This is a genomic window from Brucella haematophila, from assembly GCF_005938105.1.
Taxonomy (GTDB): domain Bacteria; phylum Pseudomonadota; class Alphaproteobacteria; order Rhizobiales; family Rhizobiaceae; genus Brucella; species Brucella haematophila.
On record NZ_VCPE01000008.1, the window covers coordinates 130,269 to 148,873 of the forward strand.

Sequence of the window (18,605 nt, forward strand, 5' to 3'; positions counted from 1 at the left end):
GGAATAATGTGGCAGACATACGATCAAGTGGCAATACAAAAAGGAGCGCATCTGGAAATGAACTCACAAAACAAGGTTGCCATTGTTACCGGCGGAGCAAGAGGCATCGGAAAGGCTTGCGCTCTCGATCTGGCGCGTGCGGGCTATGACATTGCGCTGGTTGATCTGCTGGAAGTGGAACTGGCGGCAACCGCAGCCGAAATCGAAGACCTCGGCGTCAAGGCAATCTCCTGCGTGGCCGATGTTTCCAGCCACAAGCGGGCTGGTGAAGTCGTTGCGCAAACGATTGAAACATTTGGGCGTCTTGACTTTCTGCTCAACAATGCAGGCCGTTCTGCCCCGGTTGGCATTCTCGACATTTCGGAAGACGAGTTCGACCGCGCTATCGCGATCAACCTGAAAAGCTGCTTCAATTATATCCAGCATTCGGCCCCGCATATGCTGCAACTGGGCGGAGGCCGCATTGTTTCCATGTCATCGCTCAATGCACTTTCCGGCGGCGTGACCGCAGCCGTCAGCAAGTTTGCCTATGCCGCCGCAAAAGCTGGCATTCTCGGCATGACGCGCTCGCTCGCCAAGGAACTTGGCCCGAATATCGCCGTCAATGCGATCTGCCCCGGCGTCATTCGCACCGAAATCGACACGAATGTCACTGAACGCGCCGATGAAGTCATCAAGGGCATCGCGCTCGGTCGCCTTGGTTGCGCTGACGATGTCGCGCGCCTTGTCACTTTCCTTGCCACATCCGAACCGTGCTTCATCACCGGTCAGGCATTCACGGTTGATGGCTTTCAATTCAATGTTTGACATGAACGCAGAAGGGGGTAATCAGCACCACTTCAGATTACCCCCTTCGACGGGATTGCGCTGAAAAGCGCAATCCAGGACATAAGGGCCGACAATAACGGACCCCAATACAAAGGGAGCCAGACGATGGAGGATCGAGCTATGGCGAAGAACCATCACGATATCTGGGATATCGTAGACGGCAAAAGTGCTGCCTATTTCGAACTCAGCGACACAGTTTGGGATCATCCCGAGACCAATTACGAAGAATATGAGTCCAGCGCTGCTCATGCTGCAATGCTTGAAACCGAAGGGTTTCGCGTCTCGCGTGGTATCGCAGGACTGCCGACCGCTGTCATGGGCGAAGCAGGTGACGAAGGTCCGGTCATTGCTATTCTTGGTGAATTCGACGCCCTTCCCGGCTTAAGCCAGATCGCGGGCATTGCAGAAGAACAGCCCATCGAGGCAGGTGGCCACGGCCATGGCTGCGGCCATAACCTGCTTGGCGCTGGCTCCCTACTGGCCGCCGCCGCCGTCAAGCAATATTTGGAAACGCATGGAATCAAGGGCCGCGTGCGCTATTACGGTTGCCCGGCAGAAGAAGGCGGATCGGCCAAGGGCTTCATGGTGCGTGAAGGCCTGTTTGACGATGTCGATATTGCCTTTTGCTGGCACCCGGCACCGTTCGCGGGCGTCAACGACCCGGTATCGCTGGCCTGTAACGAAATTAGCTTTCATTTCTCCGGCCGCGCGGCTCACGCCGCTTCCGCTCCCCATTTGGGACGCAGCGCTCTCGACGCCGTGGAACTGATGAATGTCGGCGTCAATTACATGCGCGAGCATATGCCATCAACGGCCCGTATTCACTACGCCGTCACGGATACGGGTGGTTTCGCGCCCAATGTCGTGCAGGCCAAGGCCAGTGTACGTTATCTGATCCGCGCGCTGAGCCTGCCTGTCATGCAGACCTTGCTTGAACGGGTCAAGAAAATTGCTGACGGCGCGGCGCTCATGACGGAAACGACAGTGCGCAGCGAAATCGTTAGCGGCGACGCCAATCTGATCGGCAACAAGCCGCTGGAACAGCTCATGCAGCGCGAGCTGGAACGGCTGGGACCCCCCATATTCGATGCAAAAGATCAGGAAGTGGCACAACGTTTTCAGGCCACGCTGACCAAGGAAGACATTTCTGACGCATTTCGCCGTTTCGGCGTCGAGCCGAAGGAAGGCCTTGCCCTTTGTGAGGATGTTTATGAACCCTATAAGGGAGACAATTCCCTCGTTGGTTCGACAGACGTTGGCAGCGTGAGCTGGGTTGTCCCCACCGTGCAAATGCGTGGCGCTACCTGCGCTATTGGCACGCCGCTCCATTCGTGGCAAATGGTGGCGCAGGGTAAATTATCAACTGCTCATAAAGGAATGGCTCATGCCGCAAAGGTCATGGGAAGCACGGCCGTGGAACTGTTTTTGCATCCAGAACGGATTGCAGAAGCCAAACAGGACCACGTGAAAAGGCTGAATGGCGACGTTTTCGTCAATCCTATTCCCGACAGCGTGCAACCTGCCCTGCCCGTCGCAGCGAAATGAAAGACGGCCAATGCAGCCGCCGGAAAGTGAAATGAAGTTCAATCGCTCCTTCAAGAATTGGCCTGAAGCATCATGAAGGCTTTTTTCGATATTTTAAGCTTCGGCCCCGATGGCTGGGGCTATGTTCTCGTGATGGCGTCTCTGGTAACGGTCTCGCTGGCCGTCGTCGGCTTTCTGCTTGGCGCTACCATTGGCGTCTTTGCTGCCTGGGCAAAGATTTCCGGCGGACGCACACTGCGTGGTATTGCTGATGGCTACACCACCATCATTCGCGGCATCCCAGATCTTCTGGTGATTTACCTGTTTTATTTTGGCGGCAGCGCCGCCATCACAGCGCTTGGAAAGCTCTTCGGTGCGCAGGGTTTCATCGGGTTCCCCGCTTTTCTGGCTGGTGTGCTGGCAATCGGCATTTCCTGCGGCGCTCATCATACGGAAGTGTTCCGTGGTGCGTTTCGAGCCGTCTCCAAGGGCGAACTTGAAGCAGCATCGGCTTGCGGCATGGGACAGGCACTGAAGTTTCGCCGCATTATCGCGCCGCTGGCCCTGCGTCATGCGCTGCCGGGTCTTGGCAATGTCTGGCAGGTTGCCTTGAAGGAATCCGCACTGATATCCGTCGTTGGTGTTGTCGATATTCTGCGTCAGGCACAGATTGGCGCAGGGTCCACGGGCTTGCCCTTCAACTTCTTCCTGATCGCGGGCGCTCTCTATCTGCTGATTTCCTCCGTTTCCGGCGGCATCCTGCAAGCGGCTGAACGTCACTTCTCACGCGGCGTCAGGAGGGCAAAATGAACCTTCAATTCTATACAGAATCCTTTCTGGCAATGATGGGCGGCGTGCCGCTGACGTTGCAGCTTGCGGCCATCTCCATTGTCTGCGGCGCAATTCTTGCACTGCTCTTTGCCATGATGCGTCTGTCGGGAATAAGCGTCCTCGACTGGATTGCCCGGCTCTATGTCTTCGTGTTCCGCGGCACACCGCTTCTGGTACAGATCTTCATCATCTATTACGGCCTCAGCCAGTTTTCGACGATACGCTATTCGTTCCTTTGGCCCGTTCTCCGTGAACCATACTGGTGTGCGATCATCGCGCTGACGCTGAACAATGCGGCCTATGCAAGCGAGATCATTCGCGGTGGCCTGTTGTCGGTACCACATGGCCAGATCGAGGCGGCAAGAGCCTGCGGCATGTCGCGTTTCACCTGCTTCCGCAGAGTAGTGATGCCGCTTGCCATCCGTCAGGCGCTGCCCGGCTATGGCAATGAGATGATCTCGATGATCAAGGCGACCTCGCTTGCCTCCATCATCACGCTCATGGAAGTCACCGGCATTGCAGCCAAGCTCATCGCAGAAAGCTACCGCGTGATTGAGGTGTTCGTGATTGCGGGCGCCATCTATCTGGCCATCAATTTCGTTCTGACACGCTTGCTGCTGATCGCCGAATACAGGCTCACGCCCTATTTGCGCCAGCCAGCCGTCAGCATCTCCACCGAAGGAAAAACATCGTGAGTAAAGCCATCTCTCCTAACGCACCGGTGGCGCTAAAAGTCGAAAACCTGCGCAAAAGCTTTGGCGCGAATGAAGTGCTGAAGGGCATTTCGCTTGAAGCGCGCGAAGGCGAAGTCATCTCTATCCTCGGCTCTTCGGGGTCGGGAAAGTCAACTTTGCTGCGCTGCATCAACCTTCTGGAAATTCCAACATCCGGCACCGTCACCGTTTCCGGTGAGACGATCCGGATGGCCAAGAATTCCAAGGGCGAAGCCTATCCCGCCGACAAGAAGCAGGTCTCCCGGATCCGCTCTGAACTCGGCATGGTTTTCCAGAGCTTCAATCTGTGGTCGCACAAGACCATTCTCGAAAACATCATCGAAGCGCCGATCTATGTTCAGGGTCGGCAGCGCGCCGAATGCATCGCAGAGGCCGAAGCGCTGCTGGCCAAGGTTGGCATCGCAGACAAGCGCGACTTCTACCCGTCGCATCTCTCCGGCGGCCAGCAACAGCGCGCAGCCATTGCGCGCGCGCTGGCGATGAAGCCGAAGGTGATGTTGTTTGACGAACCGACCTCCGCGCTCGATCCTGAACTCGTCGGCGAAGTGCTGCGCGTTATGCGCGGATTGGCCGAAGAAGGCCGCACCATGCTTGTCGTTACCCACGAAATGGGATTTGCCCGCGACGTGTCTAACCGGGTCGTTTTCGTTCATCAGGGACTGGTCGAAGAAGACGGTGCGCCCGAAGATGTGTTCACAAACTCCAAATCAGAGCGTTTTCGCAAATTTATCAGCCACGAAAACGCCGGCTGATTATTTCAAACGTCGCTAATTTATGCCAAAAGACCGCTCAGCACTTAACTGCAGTAAGGTAATTAAGATGAATACCAAGGGATTGTTCAAAGCCCTTCTCGTTTCGGCCCTCGTTGTGACCGCTGCTTCGGCCCATGCCGAAGAGAAGAAGTGGACCAAGATCACCATCGCAACTGAAGGCGCTTTCCGTCCGTATAATTTCACCAAGCCGGATGGCACGCTGGACGGTTATGAAATCGAACTGAGTAAAGACCTCTGCGCCCGCATGAAGGTCGAGTGCACCATGATTGCACAGCCTTTCGACGGCATCATCCCGGCCCTGAATGCAGGCAAGTTCGACGCAATCATGGCTGGCCTGACCGCCACGCCGAAGCGCGAAGAAACCATCGACTTTTCCGTTTCCTACGGCCTGACGCCGCAGACCTTCGCCACGCTGAAGGATAGTCCATTCGCCAAGCTGCCGCATACGGGCGAAACGCTCTATCTGGCTAAGGACGAAGCTGCTGCTCAGAAGGCCATTGACGACGTCAAGGCTGAAATCAAGGGTCGCACCATCGGTGTACAGACTGCCTCGCTCGGCCTGTCGCTGCTCGACAAGTATTTCAAGGATTCTGCCGATATCCGCGAATACAAGACCACCGATCAGCATGACCTCGACCTCAAGTCGGGTCGCGTCGATCTCGTCGTCGCATCGCTGGCTTATCTCAGCGATGCCGCCAAGAAGCCGGGCAACGAAGATATCGTCATGACCGGTCCTTTCTTTAAGGGCGGCATTCTGGGTCGCGGCGTTGCCGTTGGTCTTCGCAAGAACGAACCTGAACTTCAGAAGATGTTCAATGAAGCCATTGAAGCCGCCAAGGCTGATGGCACCATCAAGCGTCTTTCCGAAAAGTGGTTCGGCTTTGACGTGACGCCATAATCGGCTCAACAGCGATATTATGAAAAGGCCGCCTCAAAGGCGGCCTTTTTTATGTCATGCGCCGCTTGATCAGGCGCCGTATTTCGACTCCACCGGCCACACTGACTGGAGCTTTTCGCCACCCAGAATGCGGTCGCGGGCCGAAGCTTCGTTTGCGCCCAGCTTGTCGGCCTGATCAGCGACTGCTGCAACCATGGCCTTGGGGATGACGACGACGCCATCGATATCCGCGAAGACAACGTCGCCCGGCATAATCTTCACGCCGGCGATTTCGATTGGAACCTGCGACAGCTTCGGTTCCATCTTGCCGGACACCGAAACAGGCGAGCGGGCGCGACCGAAAAGCGGATAGCCGAGATGACGAACCTGGGCGATATCACGCACTGTTCCGTTGACGATCGTAGCCGCTGCACCGCGTGTTTTCGCACCTGAACTCATCAGCTCTCCCGAACATGAGCCTTGCGCGCAAGATGCATCGACGACAACAATGCCACCCTTCGGCGCATTGTCGATGGCGTTGTGATAGACATCCTGCGGCTGATTGCGACGTTCGCTGGGTGCGAACTGCACCGTGACTGCGGGACCGCAGACCACTTCGCCCGGCTTCAATTCACCCTGTAACGATATACCGTCCAGATAACCCCAGCCGCCGAGTTGTTCCAGGCTGTCATGGACATCGCCGGAATACCATTTCGAAAGACGCTCGATTGAGGCCCAGTCTGTATCGGAATAATCGAAGTTGCTCATTTGGTTTTGACCTTGTTCTTAAGATTTGAATTGTCCAGCGCCACCTTGAGATAACGCGAACTTTCATCGATCTGTCTGCGAATAGATTGTCTGGCGGTCTCTGGTTCTCTGGCCTTGATGAGGTTGTAAATTTCCTCATGCTCGGCAAACCCGTCTTCCAGCGACTTGTTCGGCACGCGGCTCGTGACCCGGATGACGTCGATGATGATCGAGAAAAGATTGTCATAGACGACATTGAGGATCTCGTTGCCCACGGAATGCACGAGCCCAAGATGGAAAGCGGCGTCACTGTCGGTAAAACGGGCCATATCATTGGCGTCAGCCGCAGCCCGCATACTTGCAAGCGCCTCGTCAACTTCCGGCGTCATCACCAGGTCTTCCGAACTCAGTCGCGTCACGACTTCTGTCTCGATGATCCGGCGCACATCCATCAGCTGGACGAGATAGTCCGAATTATTGGCAAAGAGCTGTTTGACAGTCGTTGCAAGCGAACCGAGAAATTCTCCGACATCGTCACGCACAACAAGCGCTCTTTCACCGTGCTTGCGGCGAACGAGACCCTTTGTTTCGAGAATTTGAAGCGCTTCACGAACAGATCGCGTGCTGACATTGAATTCACGCGCCATTGCGGCTTCGGCAGGCAGACGATCGCCAATCTTGAGTTTGCCGGAAAGAATTTGTGCTTCCAGCGCCTCAACGACCGAGACGTGCAGCTTGTCACGATCAGGTAACGCGCGCCTCGTCAGATATCGATTGTCTGCCTGTTCTGTCACCATGCCGTAAAGCCTCCATCGACGACGACATTCGAGCCGGTCATATATGACGAGGCATCGGATGCCAGAAACTGTATCACGCCATTATATTCATCGATCTCTGCTTGTCGGTTCATCGGCACGCGTTCAAGAAACGCATCCACAAATTCCTTGTCGAAGTTTGCAGTTTTCACGCCACCGAATGAAATCAGGTTCACCCGGACATTCTTGGTTCCCCAATAGGTGCCAAGATAGCGGGTCAAGTTGACAAGGCCGGACTTGGAAGCCGCATAGGAGACGGCCTTGATGAAAGGCTCGCCATCTCGTGCCTCACGATAGGCATAGAGCGCCTGATTGGGCGACACGATGCCGTAGATCGAACCGACATTGATGATGCTGCCGCGTCTGGCGTCGGCCATCTTCGAACCGATGACCTGACAGCACAGCATCACACCCGTCAGATTGGTCTCGATGATCTCGTTCCAGTATTTCTGCGGGTAGATTTCAAATGGACTGTTCTGGTCTGCCGAACCCGAGGGCTTTGAATCGATGCCTGCATTATTGACCAGAATATGCGGCACGCCCCAATCGGCGATGAGCTGTTCTGTTGCCTGCTCAAGGCTGGCCTTGTCCGTAACACTCGCGACATAAACACGAATGTTCTTCGTCAGGCCTGGAAACTTCGCTTCAAGATCGGCGGCATTGATTGCCCGGCGACTGAAGATCGCGACCTTGGCGCCAGATTCCGCAAGCGACTTGCTGAACTGTGTGCCAAGCTGCCCCAACCCGCCGGTCACAATAGCAATCTTGTCTCTTACACTGAACTTGTCTGTCATCATTTCATTCCTGCACGTTAGAGCGCGTTTCGTCCTGATCGGATCAGATCGGCGCTCCAGATGTTTGTTTTAACGCGCATCTGATCCGAAAACCGTTTCACACTTTTCGGGATGCGCTCTCATCTACTGGTTTCGGGATCGTCCAAGTTCTCAAGAGCAAGGTTCCGTTCCATCAGTATCCAGACCGAAGCCGTGGCGGGGGTGGTTTTCAATCCCGCCACAGCACCTGTGTCACGACCGAGGCAAATCACTGGCCAGCAGCTTCTGCGGGTCCAGACGAGCGCCGTGATATTTTTCGTAGATGTCGATCAACTTGCCATTATCGAGATTGGTCTTTATCCAGGCGTCAATCCATTCCTTGAGCTTTGGCTCGTTCTTGCGAAGCGCAATGCCGAGCGGATAAGCCTTGGCGACAAATTTCTCTTCGAGGTCGAGCTTGGGATTGGCCTTGATCAACTCGGTCAGAAGCGGGCGGGACGTTGCATAGATTGCAATCTGGCCGCTGGTGACCGCCGCGCTCGATGTCGGATCATCTTCAAACCGCACGATCTGAACGCCGGAAACATCAGCTGTCTTTTCCGTCAGGTTGGCGTCGTTGACCGTGCCGCGCGTGACGGCGACCGACGCATTGGCGAGATCCGCATAGGACTTCACATTTGCTTCTTTGGGAGCTGCCACGACGATTGCGGTTTCAGCATAAGGAATACTGAAATCCACCACCTCAAGCCGCTCCTTGGTTATCGAAAGCGTCGATACGGCCAGATCAGCCTTGCCCGAAACAAGGAAAGGAATGCGGCCCGAGGTCGGAACCGTCAGGAACTCGATATCCACGCCCATGTCTTTGGCCAGCAACTGCGCCGTTTCGACTTCGGAGCCTGTTGGCTGAAACTTCGCATCGCGCATCGCATAAGGCGGATTGCCAAGGTCAATAGCGACTTGCAGCTTGCCACGCTGGCGGATGGTATCCAGCTGATTGGCAAAGGATGGTTGTGCCATCATGGCAGCCATGCCGATGCCAAGACCCATCATCGCCAAAAATTTTCTCTTGTTCAGAATAGTCATATTTCCTCCTCCTGTTGTTGATGGTGTCGCTCCTCATCGACACCACATGCTTTGATTGGATGGTTAGTGATGCGCGCCAACAAAGTTGCGCAATTCAGGCGTTTGCGGAGTGGCCAGAATTGCCGGCCCGCCCTGCTCACAAATCTGGCCCTGATGCATGAAGACAATCTTGTCTGCCACGCGCTTGGCAAAATCCATCTCGTGGGTGACGAGCAGCATCGTCATGCCATTTCGGGCAAGGTCCTCTATGACCTTCAGCACTTCGCCGGTCAGTTCCGGATCGAGTGCCGAGGTAACCTCGTCGAACAGCATGACCTTCGGCTTCATGGCCAGTGATCGGGCAATGGCCACGCGTTGCTGTTGCCCGCCGGACAATTGTTCGGGATAGGAATCGATCTTTTCCGCCAGTCCAACCTGCCGCAGAACCGTCTCGGCTATTTCCCGCGCCGCTGGTCTTGTCAGTTTCTTGACCCAGCGCAGCGCCAGAGTGATGTTCTGTTCAACCGTCAGATGCGGGAACAGATTGTAGCTCTGGAAGACAATGCCAACATCCTGACGGAGCGCGCGCAGATTGATGTCGGGATCACTCACCCGATGATCGCAAACCCATATATCCCCGCTATTGACGGTTTCGAGCCGGTCGACACAGCGAAGCGCTGTGCTTTTGCCTGAACCGCTTCGCCCGATAAGAGCAACAACCTGCCCCTTCTCGATTTCGAGATTGATACCCCTGAGCACCGGCAGCGAGCCATAGCTTTTATGAACGTCAACAAACTTAACGACGGCTGACACTGTACATCCTCTCGAATTTCCGGCTGGCCGCAGAGAGCGGGAAGCAAATGCAAAAGTAGAAGAATGCGATCACGAGATAGGTCGTGAAGGGCTGGAACGTCGAAGCGTTGATTTCCTTGCCAATATAGGTCATCTCGGCCATGCCGATGATTGATGCCAGCGACGTGTTCTTGACGATCTGGACCATGAAGCCGACAGTTGGCGGCGTCGCGATGCGAACGGCCTGAGGCATGATGACGAGGAACAGCCCCTGCAATCCAGTCAGGGCCAGGCAGTCGGATGCTTCCCACTGCGTGCGCGGCACGGATTGCAGACTTCCCCGCCAGATGGCGCCAAGGAAAGCGCTGGCAAAGATCGTCATCGCAACGCTGGCCGCAAAAAGCGACGAAACTTCAATGCCGAAGACCGGCAAGCCGAAGTAAACGATGAACATCAGGATCAGAACCGGCGTGCCCTGCACCAGAACGATATAACCATCGACCAGAGCAACAAGAGCCTTGTTCTTTGCTATTCCAGCCAGCGCCACGGCAAAGCCAAGCAGGCCGCCGAATATAAAGGCGATGATGGAGAGCAGAACTGTCCAGACCAAGCCTTGAAGCAGAACTTCGATATGAATCCAGGAGAAATTCGTAAACATCCCGACCTCCTAAAGATTGGTGCCAAGACGGCGTTTGCGTGGAAACAACGCCAACCCCAGAAGCTTGAACAGCCCCCGCATCAATAGGGAAAGGACGAGATAGATGACCAGAATGACGAGATAGACTTCGAAGGAACGAAAGGTCATCGACTGGATTCTGGACGCAGCTCCGGTCAGCTCTTCAGCCGATATCTGCGATGCCACGCTGGTTGCCAGCATCAACAGCACATACTGACTGACGAGAGCGGGATAAACCTTCTCAAGCGCTGGCGGCAGCATGATCCCTGCAAGCATTTGCAAGCGCGATAAGCCGAGAGTGTCGGCAGCTTCCAGCTGACCGGGGTGAATGGCCTGCAATCCGGCGCGAATGATCTCACTGGAGTAAGCGCCGACATTGATGGTCAGGCCGATCAGCGCCGAGGTCTGGGCGGAAAATTTGACGCCCATGGAAGACAGCCCGAAATAGACCAGAAACAGCTGCACCAGCAGAGGGGTGTTGCGGATCGCCTCGACATAGATCGCCACGAGAATACGCAGGAACTTGTATTTGCTGATGCTGGCAACCGCACAGATCGTACCGAGCACAAAACCAAGTGCAGTCACGATCAGGGACATCTGGATCGTCGCCAAAGTACCTTTTAACAGCAGCGGCCAGTACTGAGCCAGAAAGCTGAAACTGAACTCGTAACTCATAGAGACTTCACCAGTTTCGGCGAAGAACCCTGCAACGCACAAGCCAGTTTCTGATCCACGCCCGACCGCAGACAGGCGGATACTCCGCCTGAAACGCAGCCGCGCAAAATCACGCAATCGAAGATTGCAGTGTACAATCCAGTCACAAATATTTCCTCCCAAGCTCGATGCGCTTCACCCTCGCAAGGATCTCCTCGAAGCAGCATCTGCTCAATTTCAATCAAGCTAATGCTAACTTATGACATATGTCAAGATGAACGGTAGATTTCTTTGCGGTGAGAACGGAACAGCCAGTTTCAACCGAAATTTATCCATCTTTGATCGAGAAAAGTCGCTATGCGCGTCATAGAAAGACAGCAATAACGAACCAACCGGGCAATACCCGTCTGGCTTTACCTGTTAGCAATCCATTGAAATAATTTGATAAAGCCGCATCTGGCTTCGGCCAGGGTAACTAAGCACAGAAGAGCGGCCCGTTTTCCGGTCACATCCGCTCAGGCAAGTGCGGCACTCAAATCATGGGAGAGGTCGTTGATTTCCCGCAGGTCCAACTCCGATTCCACATGTTCGAGGTGGTGTGCCATCAGATCGGCAGCCTTTGTGACGTCGCCATGCAGAATCGCCTCCACAATCTCCGCGTGTTCATCAGGCCCGCAGTTGAAGCGGTTGGTATTGCGGTAAACAGCCGTGATGAGAGAGGTGCGAGAAATGAGATCGCGCATCGTCGTGAACAAAAAATCAGAGCCTGTCAGTTCGGCCAGCAGCAGATGAAAGCCACCCGACAGCTTGATGATATCGGTCGTGACATTATTCTTGTTGGCGACACGTTCTTTCGCGACATGCTCACGTAAAATCTTGATCTTGTCCTTTGACGGAGAACGCCCAAGGCGCTCGACCACACAACGCTCAACAGTCCGGCGTACAAAGAACACATCCCGCGCTTCTTCCACGGTCGGCTTGCAGACAAAAGCGCCGCGATTGGGAATGATCGTGACAAGCCCTTCCCGCTCAAGCGCGGCAAGCGCCTGACGGATACGCGCACGGCTGACGTGAAAAATCGTCGCCATCTGCTCTTCTTTAAGCTGCACCCCCGGACGCAGACGGCGCTCGGCAATGGATAGCCATACTTTCTCAACAATCTGCTGCGTCGAGACACCTGTCTGATCAGTCATGGTCTTGCTCCCGTTCCGATTCAGGAAGCGTGATGCGACCGAAAAAGTCAACTATTGCAACCGCAAAGCGCCTACAAAATTGTCAACAATACATCGTGATGCTTCTAATTCAGGCACATATTCCGCAGATGGCGTCCGTATCGCCTGTCTTCACGCGCGGATAGTCATAGGTGTTCACTTTCGAGGTCGCATAGCCCGCGCCGACCAGAGCTTCGGCAAGCTTCACCGCCGCCGCGACACCGTCGATCACCGGAACGCCCGTTGCATCGCGCAACCGGTCGCACAGGGATGTCATTCCCGCGCAGCCAAGAATAATCGCTTCTGCCCGATCTTCACGCTTGGCGAGTTCGATCTCGTTGAGCAAAAGGCGCTCCGCTTCCTCCGGATCTTCTTCCAGACCCAGAACCGGTAAATTGATCGCACGCACTTTTCTGCAATGGCGGTCTGCGCCGTAATCACTGACCAGATCTTCGATGATCGGAACCGACCGCGGCAAGGTCGTGATGATTGAAAAGCGCCGGCTGATCGTCATGGCCACCTGTACCGCCGCCTGACAAATACCCAGTACCGGACCCTTCGCGATCTCGCGCGCCGCATGCAGGCCGGGATCGTCAAAGCAGGCGATCACATAGGCGTCTACACCTTGCGCCTCACCTTTACGGATTTCCGCAAGCATGCCCGGCACAGCCAATGCTTCGTCGGCGCCGCCTTCAATGCTGACCGGCGTGTCGGCAGGATTTGAGGCTGAGACTTTGGTGTTGCTGTGTTTGACGAGCAGAGCGCTATCAAGAGCTTGCGCTGTCATTGACGCTGTTGAGTTAGGATTGATCAGATGAATGTGCATGGTAAAAATTCTCGAAGAACCGTCGTTATGGCCTATTTTTCTGGCTTCACGAAATCGGCGATGGGCGGTGCCTTCAAAACGAACTGGCGATCTGAAGTGATGTAATTGTCGGCATGAAGCCGGGCAATCGGTTGATAGAATTCGGGATCGACGTAATGGCCGTCACTATCCAGACAGTTGCGACGGACGTGCATATGCACCACCTCGCCCAGAATGAGTGCGCGACGCGGATAATCGATCACACGTTCGACACGACACTCAAACGTGCAAGGCGCTTGCTCAGCGAAAGAGACATCGATTTTCTGGCAGGGTGTCGCTGACAGTCCGGCCATTTCAAGCTCATCGATCTCGCTGTCGAAACCCAATCCGCAGATCAGCATCTGTTCTGACAATGCCATGTCGACCATGCTGATTGCGAATTCGCCAGTGCGGCGGATATTCGCCAGCGTGTCCTTTTCCTCACCCGAAAGACGCGGTTGAATGCCGAGAACAACAATTGCCGGATCGTGCGAAAACACGTTGAAAAAACTCATCGGCGCAGCATTGCTATGGCCTGCCGGTGAACGGGTCGTCACAAGTGCAATCGGTCGCGGACCGATGAAATTCGTCAGAAGCCTGTAACGGCTTTGTGGGTCCAGCTCTTCAAAATCGAATTCCATCGCGTCCCCGAAACCTGATTTATTATCTACAATAATATTTCATATTGTCGACAATTTAACAACCCGCTTCAACCTCGCCTGAAGCACTTTTCCGCAGATCTCGTCATCTTTTTCAAACCTCAAACCGAAGACAAAAGCGGCGGTTGCGGATCGGGCATCAGGCAGCAGCAGCTGCCGCCTCTTCCACGAGGTGACAGGCCACGCGTGTGCCATTCGACAAAGTCTGCATCTTCGGCGCTTCCTGCGCACACCGCGCCACCGCAAACGGACACCGCGGATGGAATGTGCAGCCCGAAGGCGGCTTCAACGGGCTGGGGATTTCGCCGCTTGCCGGTGCGCGGTTGCGGTTGGGCGCTTCAATATTGGGGATCGTCTGCAACAAAAGCTGCGTATAGGGATGGCGAGGCTGCGCGAAGAGTTCCTCTGTATCGCCCTCTTCAACAATCCGCCCCAGATACATGACCGCGATGCGGTCGGACATGTGGCGGACGACGCTCATATCGTGGCTGATAAAGAGGTAGGTCAGGCCCAATTCATCCTGCAAGCGGCGCATAAGATTGAGCACCTGCGCCTGAACCGAAACGTCCAGCGCCGAAGTCGGCTCGTCGCAAACGAGAAACTCAGGCTCGCTCGCCAAGGCACGCGCAATTGAAATACGCTGGCGTTGCCCGCCAGAAAATTCGTGCGGAAACTTTTCGCCATCGGAAGGTGAAAGTCCAACAGTGCGCAGAAGTTCCTCCACGCGCTCGGTAACTTCCGCCGCCGTTTTGCGCAGTTTCAATTCCCGCAATGGTTCAGCAATGATGTTCTTGACGCGCCAACGAGGATTGAGCGAGGCATAAGGGTCCTGAAATATCATCTGCGCCGTCAATGGCGCACCACTTTTGCCGGGCGCAAACCGCATTTGGCCGCTTGTCGCGCCATGCAATCCGGTGACCAGTCGGGCCACGGTTGACTTTCCGCATCCACTTTCACCAACGATACTCAGACAACCACCTGCTGGCACCGTAAAGCTGATATCGTTGACAGCCTGGAGGTACTGGCGCGGCTTGCGTTCTATCACTCTGTTGAGCCATGGAGCCGAGACATCAAATGTCTTGACCAGACGCTCGACGGTCAAAGCCGCAGTTTCTTTCGACGGGTTCGTCATACGTTGCCTCCTGCGTTGAGCCAACAAGCGCTAGCGCCAAGATTGGGGTTTTGACTGATAAGGTTGAGTTCGGGGCGCTCCTCAAGACAGCGTGGCACCGCCACCTTGCAACGCGGATTGAAAGCGCAGCCCTTGGGAATAGCGTCAAGACGCGGCATTGAGCCATCGATCTGGTTCAGCTTTTCCACGCGCGCGCCAAGCGACGGGATTGAGGCCATCAAGCCCTGCGTATAGGGGTGACGCGGCTGATGCAGAACCTGCTCGACAGGCCCGATTTCTATCAGCCGCCCCGCATACATCACGGCAATGCGATCAGCGGCTTCGGCGATCACGCCCATATCGTGCGTAACGAGCATAACAGCGGTCTGCTTTTCCTTGCACAGTTTCCGCAGAAGCGAAATGATCTGCGCCTGGATCGAGACGTCCAAGGCCGTCGTCGGTTCGTCCGCGATCACCAGCTTTGGCGATGCGGCAAGCGCAAGCGCAATCACCACGCGCTGTCGCATGCCGCCCGAGAACTGATGCGGATACTGGTTGACGCGGTCCTCCGGCGAAGGAATGCCGACATCGCGCAGCAATTGGATGGCCCGTTCGCGTGCCTGAGCCTTACCAAGACCAAGATGGCGCCGGATCGTCTCGACAAGTTGCGCGCCCACCGTGAACAGCGGATTGAGCGAGGTGAGCGGGTCCTGAAAGATCGCGCCGATTTCTCGTCCGCGAATTTTCTCCATAGCCCGGTCATCCAGCGTGTCTATCCGCTGTTTGCCAAGCCACACTTCACCATCGGCAATATGTCCGGGCGCTTCCAGCAAGCCTTGAATGGCCAAGCCAGTCATGGACTTGCCAGCACCGGATTCACCCACAACGCCAAGGATTTCACCGGGGCGGATCGACAGGCTCACATCCGACAGAGCGGTAACCGTGCCATGACGCCCCGGAAAATCCACGCGCAGATTGCGCACTTCAATGACTGGTTCTTGCATGTCATGCATTGAAATCACCTTCTATCGGATAGCTGGAAGGGAAGATTTCCGCGACAGGAGGATGGTTCCAGCTGCGCTCGGGATATTTGGCGATAAGTCCATCGAACTGGGCCTGCGCCTGACGACGCGCTTGTTCCATGTCCAACCCTGCAAGCTTTCGATTGATCATGGACGCGCGGCCATCGACAAAAACCGCACGCGTGATCTTGCCCGAACCACCGATGACTATCGTCGTGATCGGGTCAACTGTCGCGGCCATGATGGTGTCGTCGAGATCGAAGACCGCTATATCCGCTCTCGCACCCGGCGAAAGATGCCCGATATCAGCACGTCCAAGCGCCTTTGCGCCACCAATGGTCGCGGCGTCAAAAAGATCGGCAGACCGCAAACGGTCCGGCGCACCATCGGCTATGCGGCCGGCGATAAGGCCCGTCAGCAAATTCATCAGCATGTCGGGCGGCGTGGTATCGGTACCCATGGCAATATTGATCCCCCGCTTGCGACAAGCGGAGAAGGATTTGAGGATCGAACCGCTGCGTGCCGATACCAGCGGACAATGCACAATGGAAACGCCATTGGCCGCATAGAGGCCCAGATCTTCATCTGTGGCATTCGTCGCGTGAGGTGCAATCATCCGGTCGCTGAGCAGACCATGTTTCGCAAGCCAGACCGGAGCCGTCGAGCCGTGCAGCATCCGCACAGTATCAACTTCCATCGTGCCTTGAGCCATGTGAAGACGGAACTTGCAGCCAAGATCGCGCGCCGCTGCATCGGTGCGTTGCAACAATCCAAGTGTCGAAGTTTCAACCCGATCCGGAGCCAGCATACCGCGCACCAGATCGCCGTGACGCCCATTCTGGCGCTCGATATAGGCAATGGCGTCTTTCAGCCCCTGAAAACCACGCTCTTCGTCAAAAACCGGAACAATCTTTCCCGGTTCTTCCAGAACCATACCGCCGGAACGGTAAGCGGGGCTCAGGTAAACGCGTAGCCCCAGTTCACCGGCGGCCTCGGCGGCAGCATCAAACTCGGCAACGGTTTCGCCCCATTCGCGATAGAACAGGGAGGCGATGGGAGCTGCCGTGGTGATCCCGTTCAACAGGAGCTGGCCGAACGCAAAGCGCTTTTGAAAAGCCAGCTCGTCCTGTGTGTACATCTCATATGGGCCAGCCTCGACATAAGACCGTGGCCAGACGCGGCCCTTGGCCCAACCGGGATGGTTGTCGATACCAAGAATGGTGGTGTCGAGGTCGGACAGGGCATCAAGATCAATGAGACCCGGCGAGATCAACGCATTGCCGAAATCGATGCGGCGGGCCAGTTCCCCGGTGAAACCATGTCCCACAAAAACAATCTCGCCGTTTTCAAAAACGACTTCGCCATTGCGCAAAAGCGTGTGGCCACCATCCCTGTGCCCAACCACCCAGCTGGCGGTAATCAGGGTCCGTCCATCAGGTCGCTGACCGAGCGTCAGTGTATCCATAGCGTTATTCATCATGGCATCTCCACCACAGCAACGCCGTTGCGTGCAGTGACGCGACCGTTCTTGACCACCAGAGGGCGCGGTGCGATATCCACCACGGCATGGGCCAATGTTTCTCCCGTCAGAAGGGTAAAGTCGGCATTGCAGCCCACATCCAGACCATAGTTTTCAAGACGCATCACATCCGCACCGCCCTGAGAGACGATATAGAGGAGATGCTCCAGATCATGGTCCGAGCGGACGCCGTTTTTCATGCCGATGATCTTGGCACGGTCCAGCATATCCGGCTGGCCCCACGGTCCCCAGGTGTCGCGAATGCCATCACAACCACCACCAATACGCACGCCCGCTTCCTTAAGGCGCTTGATCGACGGCACCGTGGCCGATGGCGCGCCAGTCGTCAGAATTGCAACATCCAGAGCCGCGATCTGTTCGATCAACTGGCCAACGCGCAAATAATCATTCATGCCGAGCGCGAAAGCATGGCTGATCGCCACCTTCCCTTCCATACCGTTGGCGCGGATACGCTCGAAGATGAGTTCCATCGTGAACGCGCCAAGATCGCCGGTCTCATGCAGATGAATATCAATCGGTACACCGTGCTTGAGAGCAAGCGCGAACAGAATATCGAGCTGACCCTTCGGGTCGCGATCAATACCGCATGGATCAATACCGCCGAGAACCTCGCAACCCTGACGCAAGGCCTCATCGAGCAATTCTTCCGTACCGGGCATGACCATCAGGCCCGACTGGGGGAATGCGACGATTTCGATATCGATGATGCCTTTCAGCTTCTCGCGTGTTGCCCAGACACCTTCGACCAATGACAATCCATGGGTGGGATCGATATCAACATGGCTGCGGATATGCGTTGCGCCATGGGCAGCAAGACCGATGGCATGACGCATTGACTGGCGATGCGGATCAAGGCCGATTTCCAGCCGGTGCTCGCGTTCGAAATCGATACGCTCGCGCAGGATCGCGGCACGATTATTGACATGCCAGGGCATGCCCCAGGTTGTCTTGTCGAGATGCGTATGCGCATCAATCAGGCCGGGCGCCATGATTGCATTGCCACCATCTTCAGTGGCCATGCCCGGCTCTGCCTCGAACTGTCCGAAACCGGCAATCTTCCCATCCTTGATCAAAACGTCGCATGTATCGCCGGCCATAGGGCGCACATTGCGGAGCAAAAGATTGTTCATCG

Annotated in this window: 20 protein-coding genes; 6 read left to right on the forward strand and 14 right to left on the reverse strand. The window is 55.7% G+C overall.

The annotated features are described in order from the left end of the window. The first annotated feature begins 57 nt into the window (after positions 1-57). The 6 genes from FGI60_RS13545 (at position 58) to FGI60_RS13570 (ending at position 5,588) form a co-directional block, all read left to right on the forward strand. Positions 58-807 (forward strand): SDR family NAD(P)-dependent oxidoreductase, encoded by a 750-nt coding sequence (locus FGI60_RS13545; protein ID WP_138785644.1) that lies wholly within the window; start codon positions 58-60, stop codon positions 805-807. Between the two features lie 126 nt (positions 808-933). Next, the gene (locus tag FGI60_RS13550; protein WP_138785645.1) at positions 934-2,373 is read left to right on the forward strand and encodes a M20 family metallopeptidase; all 1,440 of its coding nucleotides are present in this window, start codon (positions 934-936) and stop codon (positions 2,371-2,373) included. 72 nt (positions 2,374-2,445) lie between these two features. Beyond that, positions 2,446-3,162, forward strand: coding sequence for an ABC transporter permease (locus FGI60_RS13555; protein ID WP_138785646.1), 717 nt, complete (start codon positions 2,446-2,448; stop codon positions 3,160-3,162). Next, complete coding sequence (locus tag FGI60_RS13560; RefSeq protein WP_138785647.1) at positions 3,159-3,878, forward strand: ABC transporter permease; 720 nt, start codon at positions 3,159-3,161, stop codon at positions 3,876-3,878. Before FGI60_RS13555 ends, FGI60_RS13560 begins: the two co-directional genes overlap by 4 nt. Further along, a complete protein-coding gene (locus FGI60_RS13565; protein ID WP_138785648.1) occupies positions 3,875-4,669 on the forward strand; it encodes an ABC transporter ATP-binding protein in 795 nt (264 codons plus the stop codon). The genes FGI60_RS13560 and FGI60_RS13565 overlap by 4 nt, the downstream gene beginning before the upstream one ends. A gap of 67 nt (positions 4,670-4,736) precedes the next feature. Next, positions 4,737-5,588 (forward strand): transporter substrate-binding domain-containing protein, encoded by an 852-nt coding sequence (locus FGI60_RS13570; protein WP_138785649.1) that lies wholly within the window; start codon positions 4,737-4,739, stop codon positions 5,586-5,588. Between the two features lie 69 nt (positions 5,589-5,657). Here the strand turns inward: FGI60_RS13570 and FGI60_RS13575 are convergent, their stop codons facing one another. From FGI60_RS13575 to FGI60_RS13640, 14 genes are all read right to left on the reverse strand, one after another. Then, complete coding sequence (locus FGI60_RS13575) at positions 5,658-6,335, reverse strand: RraA family protein (protein WP_138785650.1); 678 nt, start codon at positions 6,333-6,335, stop codon at positions 5,658-5,660. After that, entirely contained in the window at positions 6,332-7,111 is a 780-nt protein-coding gene (locus FGI60_RS13580; RefSeq protein WP_078337161.1) for a FadR/GntR family transcriptional regulator, read from the reverse strand. Before FGI60_RS13580 ends, FGI60_RS13575 begins: the two co-directional genes overlap by 4 nt. Continuing rightward, on the reverse strand, positions 7,105-7,923 hold the full coding sequence (locus FGI60_RS13585; protein ID WP_138785704.1) for an SDR family oxidoreductase: 819 nt from the start codon (positions 7,921-7,923) through the stop codon (positions 7,105-7,107). Before FGI60_RS13585 ends, FGI60_RS13580 begins: the two co-directional genes overlap by 7 nt. A 231-nt stretch (positions 7,924-8,154) precedes the next feature. Continuing rightward, positions 8,155-8,985, reverse strand: a complete 831-nt coding sequence (locus tag FGI60_RS13590) for a transporter substrate-binding domain-containing protein (RefSeq protein ID WP_235889809.1) — start codon at positions 8,983-8,985, stop codon at positions 8,155-8,157. Positions 8,986-9,048: 63 nt separating this feature from the next. Continuing rightward, the gene (locus tag FGI60_RS13595) at positions 9,049-9,777 is read right to left on the reverse strand and encodes an amino acid ABC transporter ATP-binding protein (protein WP_138785651.1); all 729 of its coding nucleotides are present in this window, start codon (positions 9,775-9,777) and stop codon (positions 9,049-9,051) included. Next, complete coding sequence (locus tag FGI60_RS13600; protein WP_138785652.1) at positions 9,761-10,414, reverse strand: amino acid ABC transporter permease; 654 nt, start codon at positions 10,412-10,414, stop codon at positions 9,761-9,763. The genes FGI60_RS13595 and FGI60_RS13600 overlap by 17 nt, the downstream gene beginning before the upstream one ends. Positions 10,415-10,423: 9 nt before the next feature. Then, complete coding sequence (locus tag FGI60_RS13605; RefSeq protein ID WP_078337165.1) at positions 10,424-11,107, reverse strand: amino acid ABC transporter permease; 684 nt, start codon at positions 11,105-11,107, stop codon at positions 10,424-10,426. A gap of 494 nt (positions 11,108-11,601) precedes the next feature. Then, on the reverse strand, positions 11,602-12,279 hold the full coding sequence (locus FGI60_RS13610; RefSeq protein ID WP_078337166.1) for a GntR family transcriptional regulator: 678 nt from the start codon (positions 12,277-12,279) through the stop codon (positions 11,602-11,604). 109 nt (positions 12,280-12,388) lie between these two features. Next, positions 12,389-13,123, reverse strand: coding sequence for an aspartate/glutamate racemase family protein (locus FGI60_RS13615; protein ID WP_138785653.1), 735 nt, complete (start codon positions 13,121-13,123; stop codon positions 12,389-12,391). A 32-nt stretch (positions 13,124-13,155) separates the two neighbouring features. Next, a complete protein-coding gene (locus tag FGI60_RS13620) occupies positions 13,156-13,782 on the reverse strand; it encodes a flavin reductase family protein (protein ID WP_138785654.1) in 627 nt (208 codons plus the stop codon). 157 nt (positions 13,783-13,939) lie between these two features. Continuing rightward, positions 13,940-14,932 carry an ABC transporter ATP-binding protein gene (locus FGI60_RS13625; protein ID WP_138785655.1) on the reverse strand — a complete coding sequence of 331 codons (993 nt, stop codon included), beginning with the start codon at positions 14,930-14,932 and terminating at the stop codon, positions 13,940-13,942. Further along, a complete protein-coding gene (locus FGI60_RS13630) occupies positions 14,929-15,924 on the reverse strand; it encodes an ABC transporter ATP-binding protein (protein ID WP_138785656.1) in 996 nt (331 codons plus the stop codon). The genes FGI60_RS13625 and FGI60_RS13630 overlap by 4 nt, the downstream gene beginning before the upstream one ends. Next, a complete protein-coding gene (locus tag FGI60_RS13635; RefSeq protein WP_138785706.1) occupies positions 15,917-17,410 on the reverse strand; it encodes an amidohydrolase family protein in 1,494 nt (497 codons plus the stop codon). The genes FGI60_RS13630 and FGI60_RS13635 overlap by 8 nt, the downstream gene beginning before the upstream one ends. Further along, positions 17,410-18,603, reverse strand: a complete 1,194-nt coding sequence (locus FGI60_RS13640) for an amidohydrolase family protein (protein ID WP_138785657.1) — start codon at positions 18,601-18,603, stop codon at positions 17,410-17,412. Before FGI60_RS13640 ends, FGI60_RS13635 begins: the two co-directional genes overlap by 1 nt. Positions 18,604-18,605: the final 2 nt, after the last annotated feature.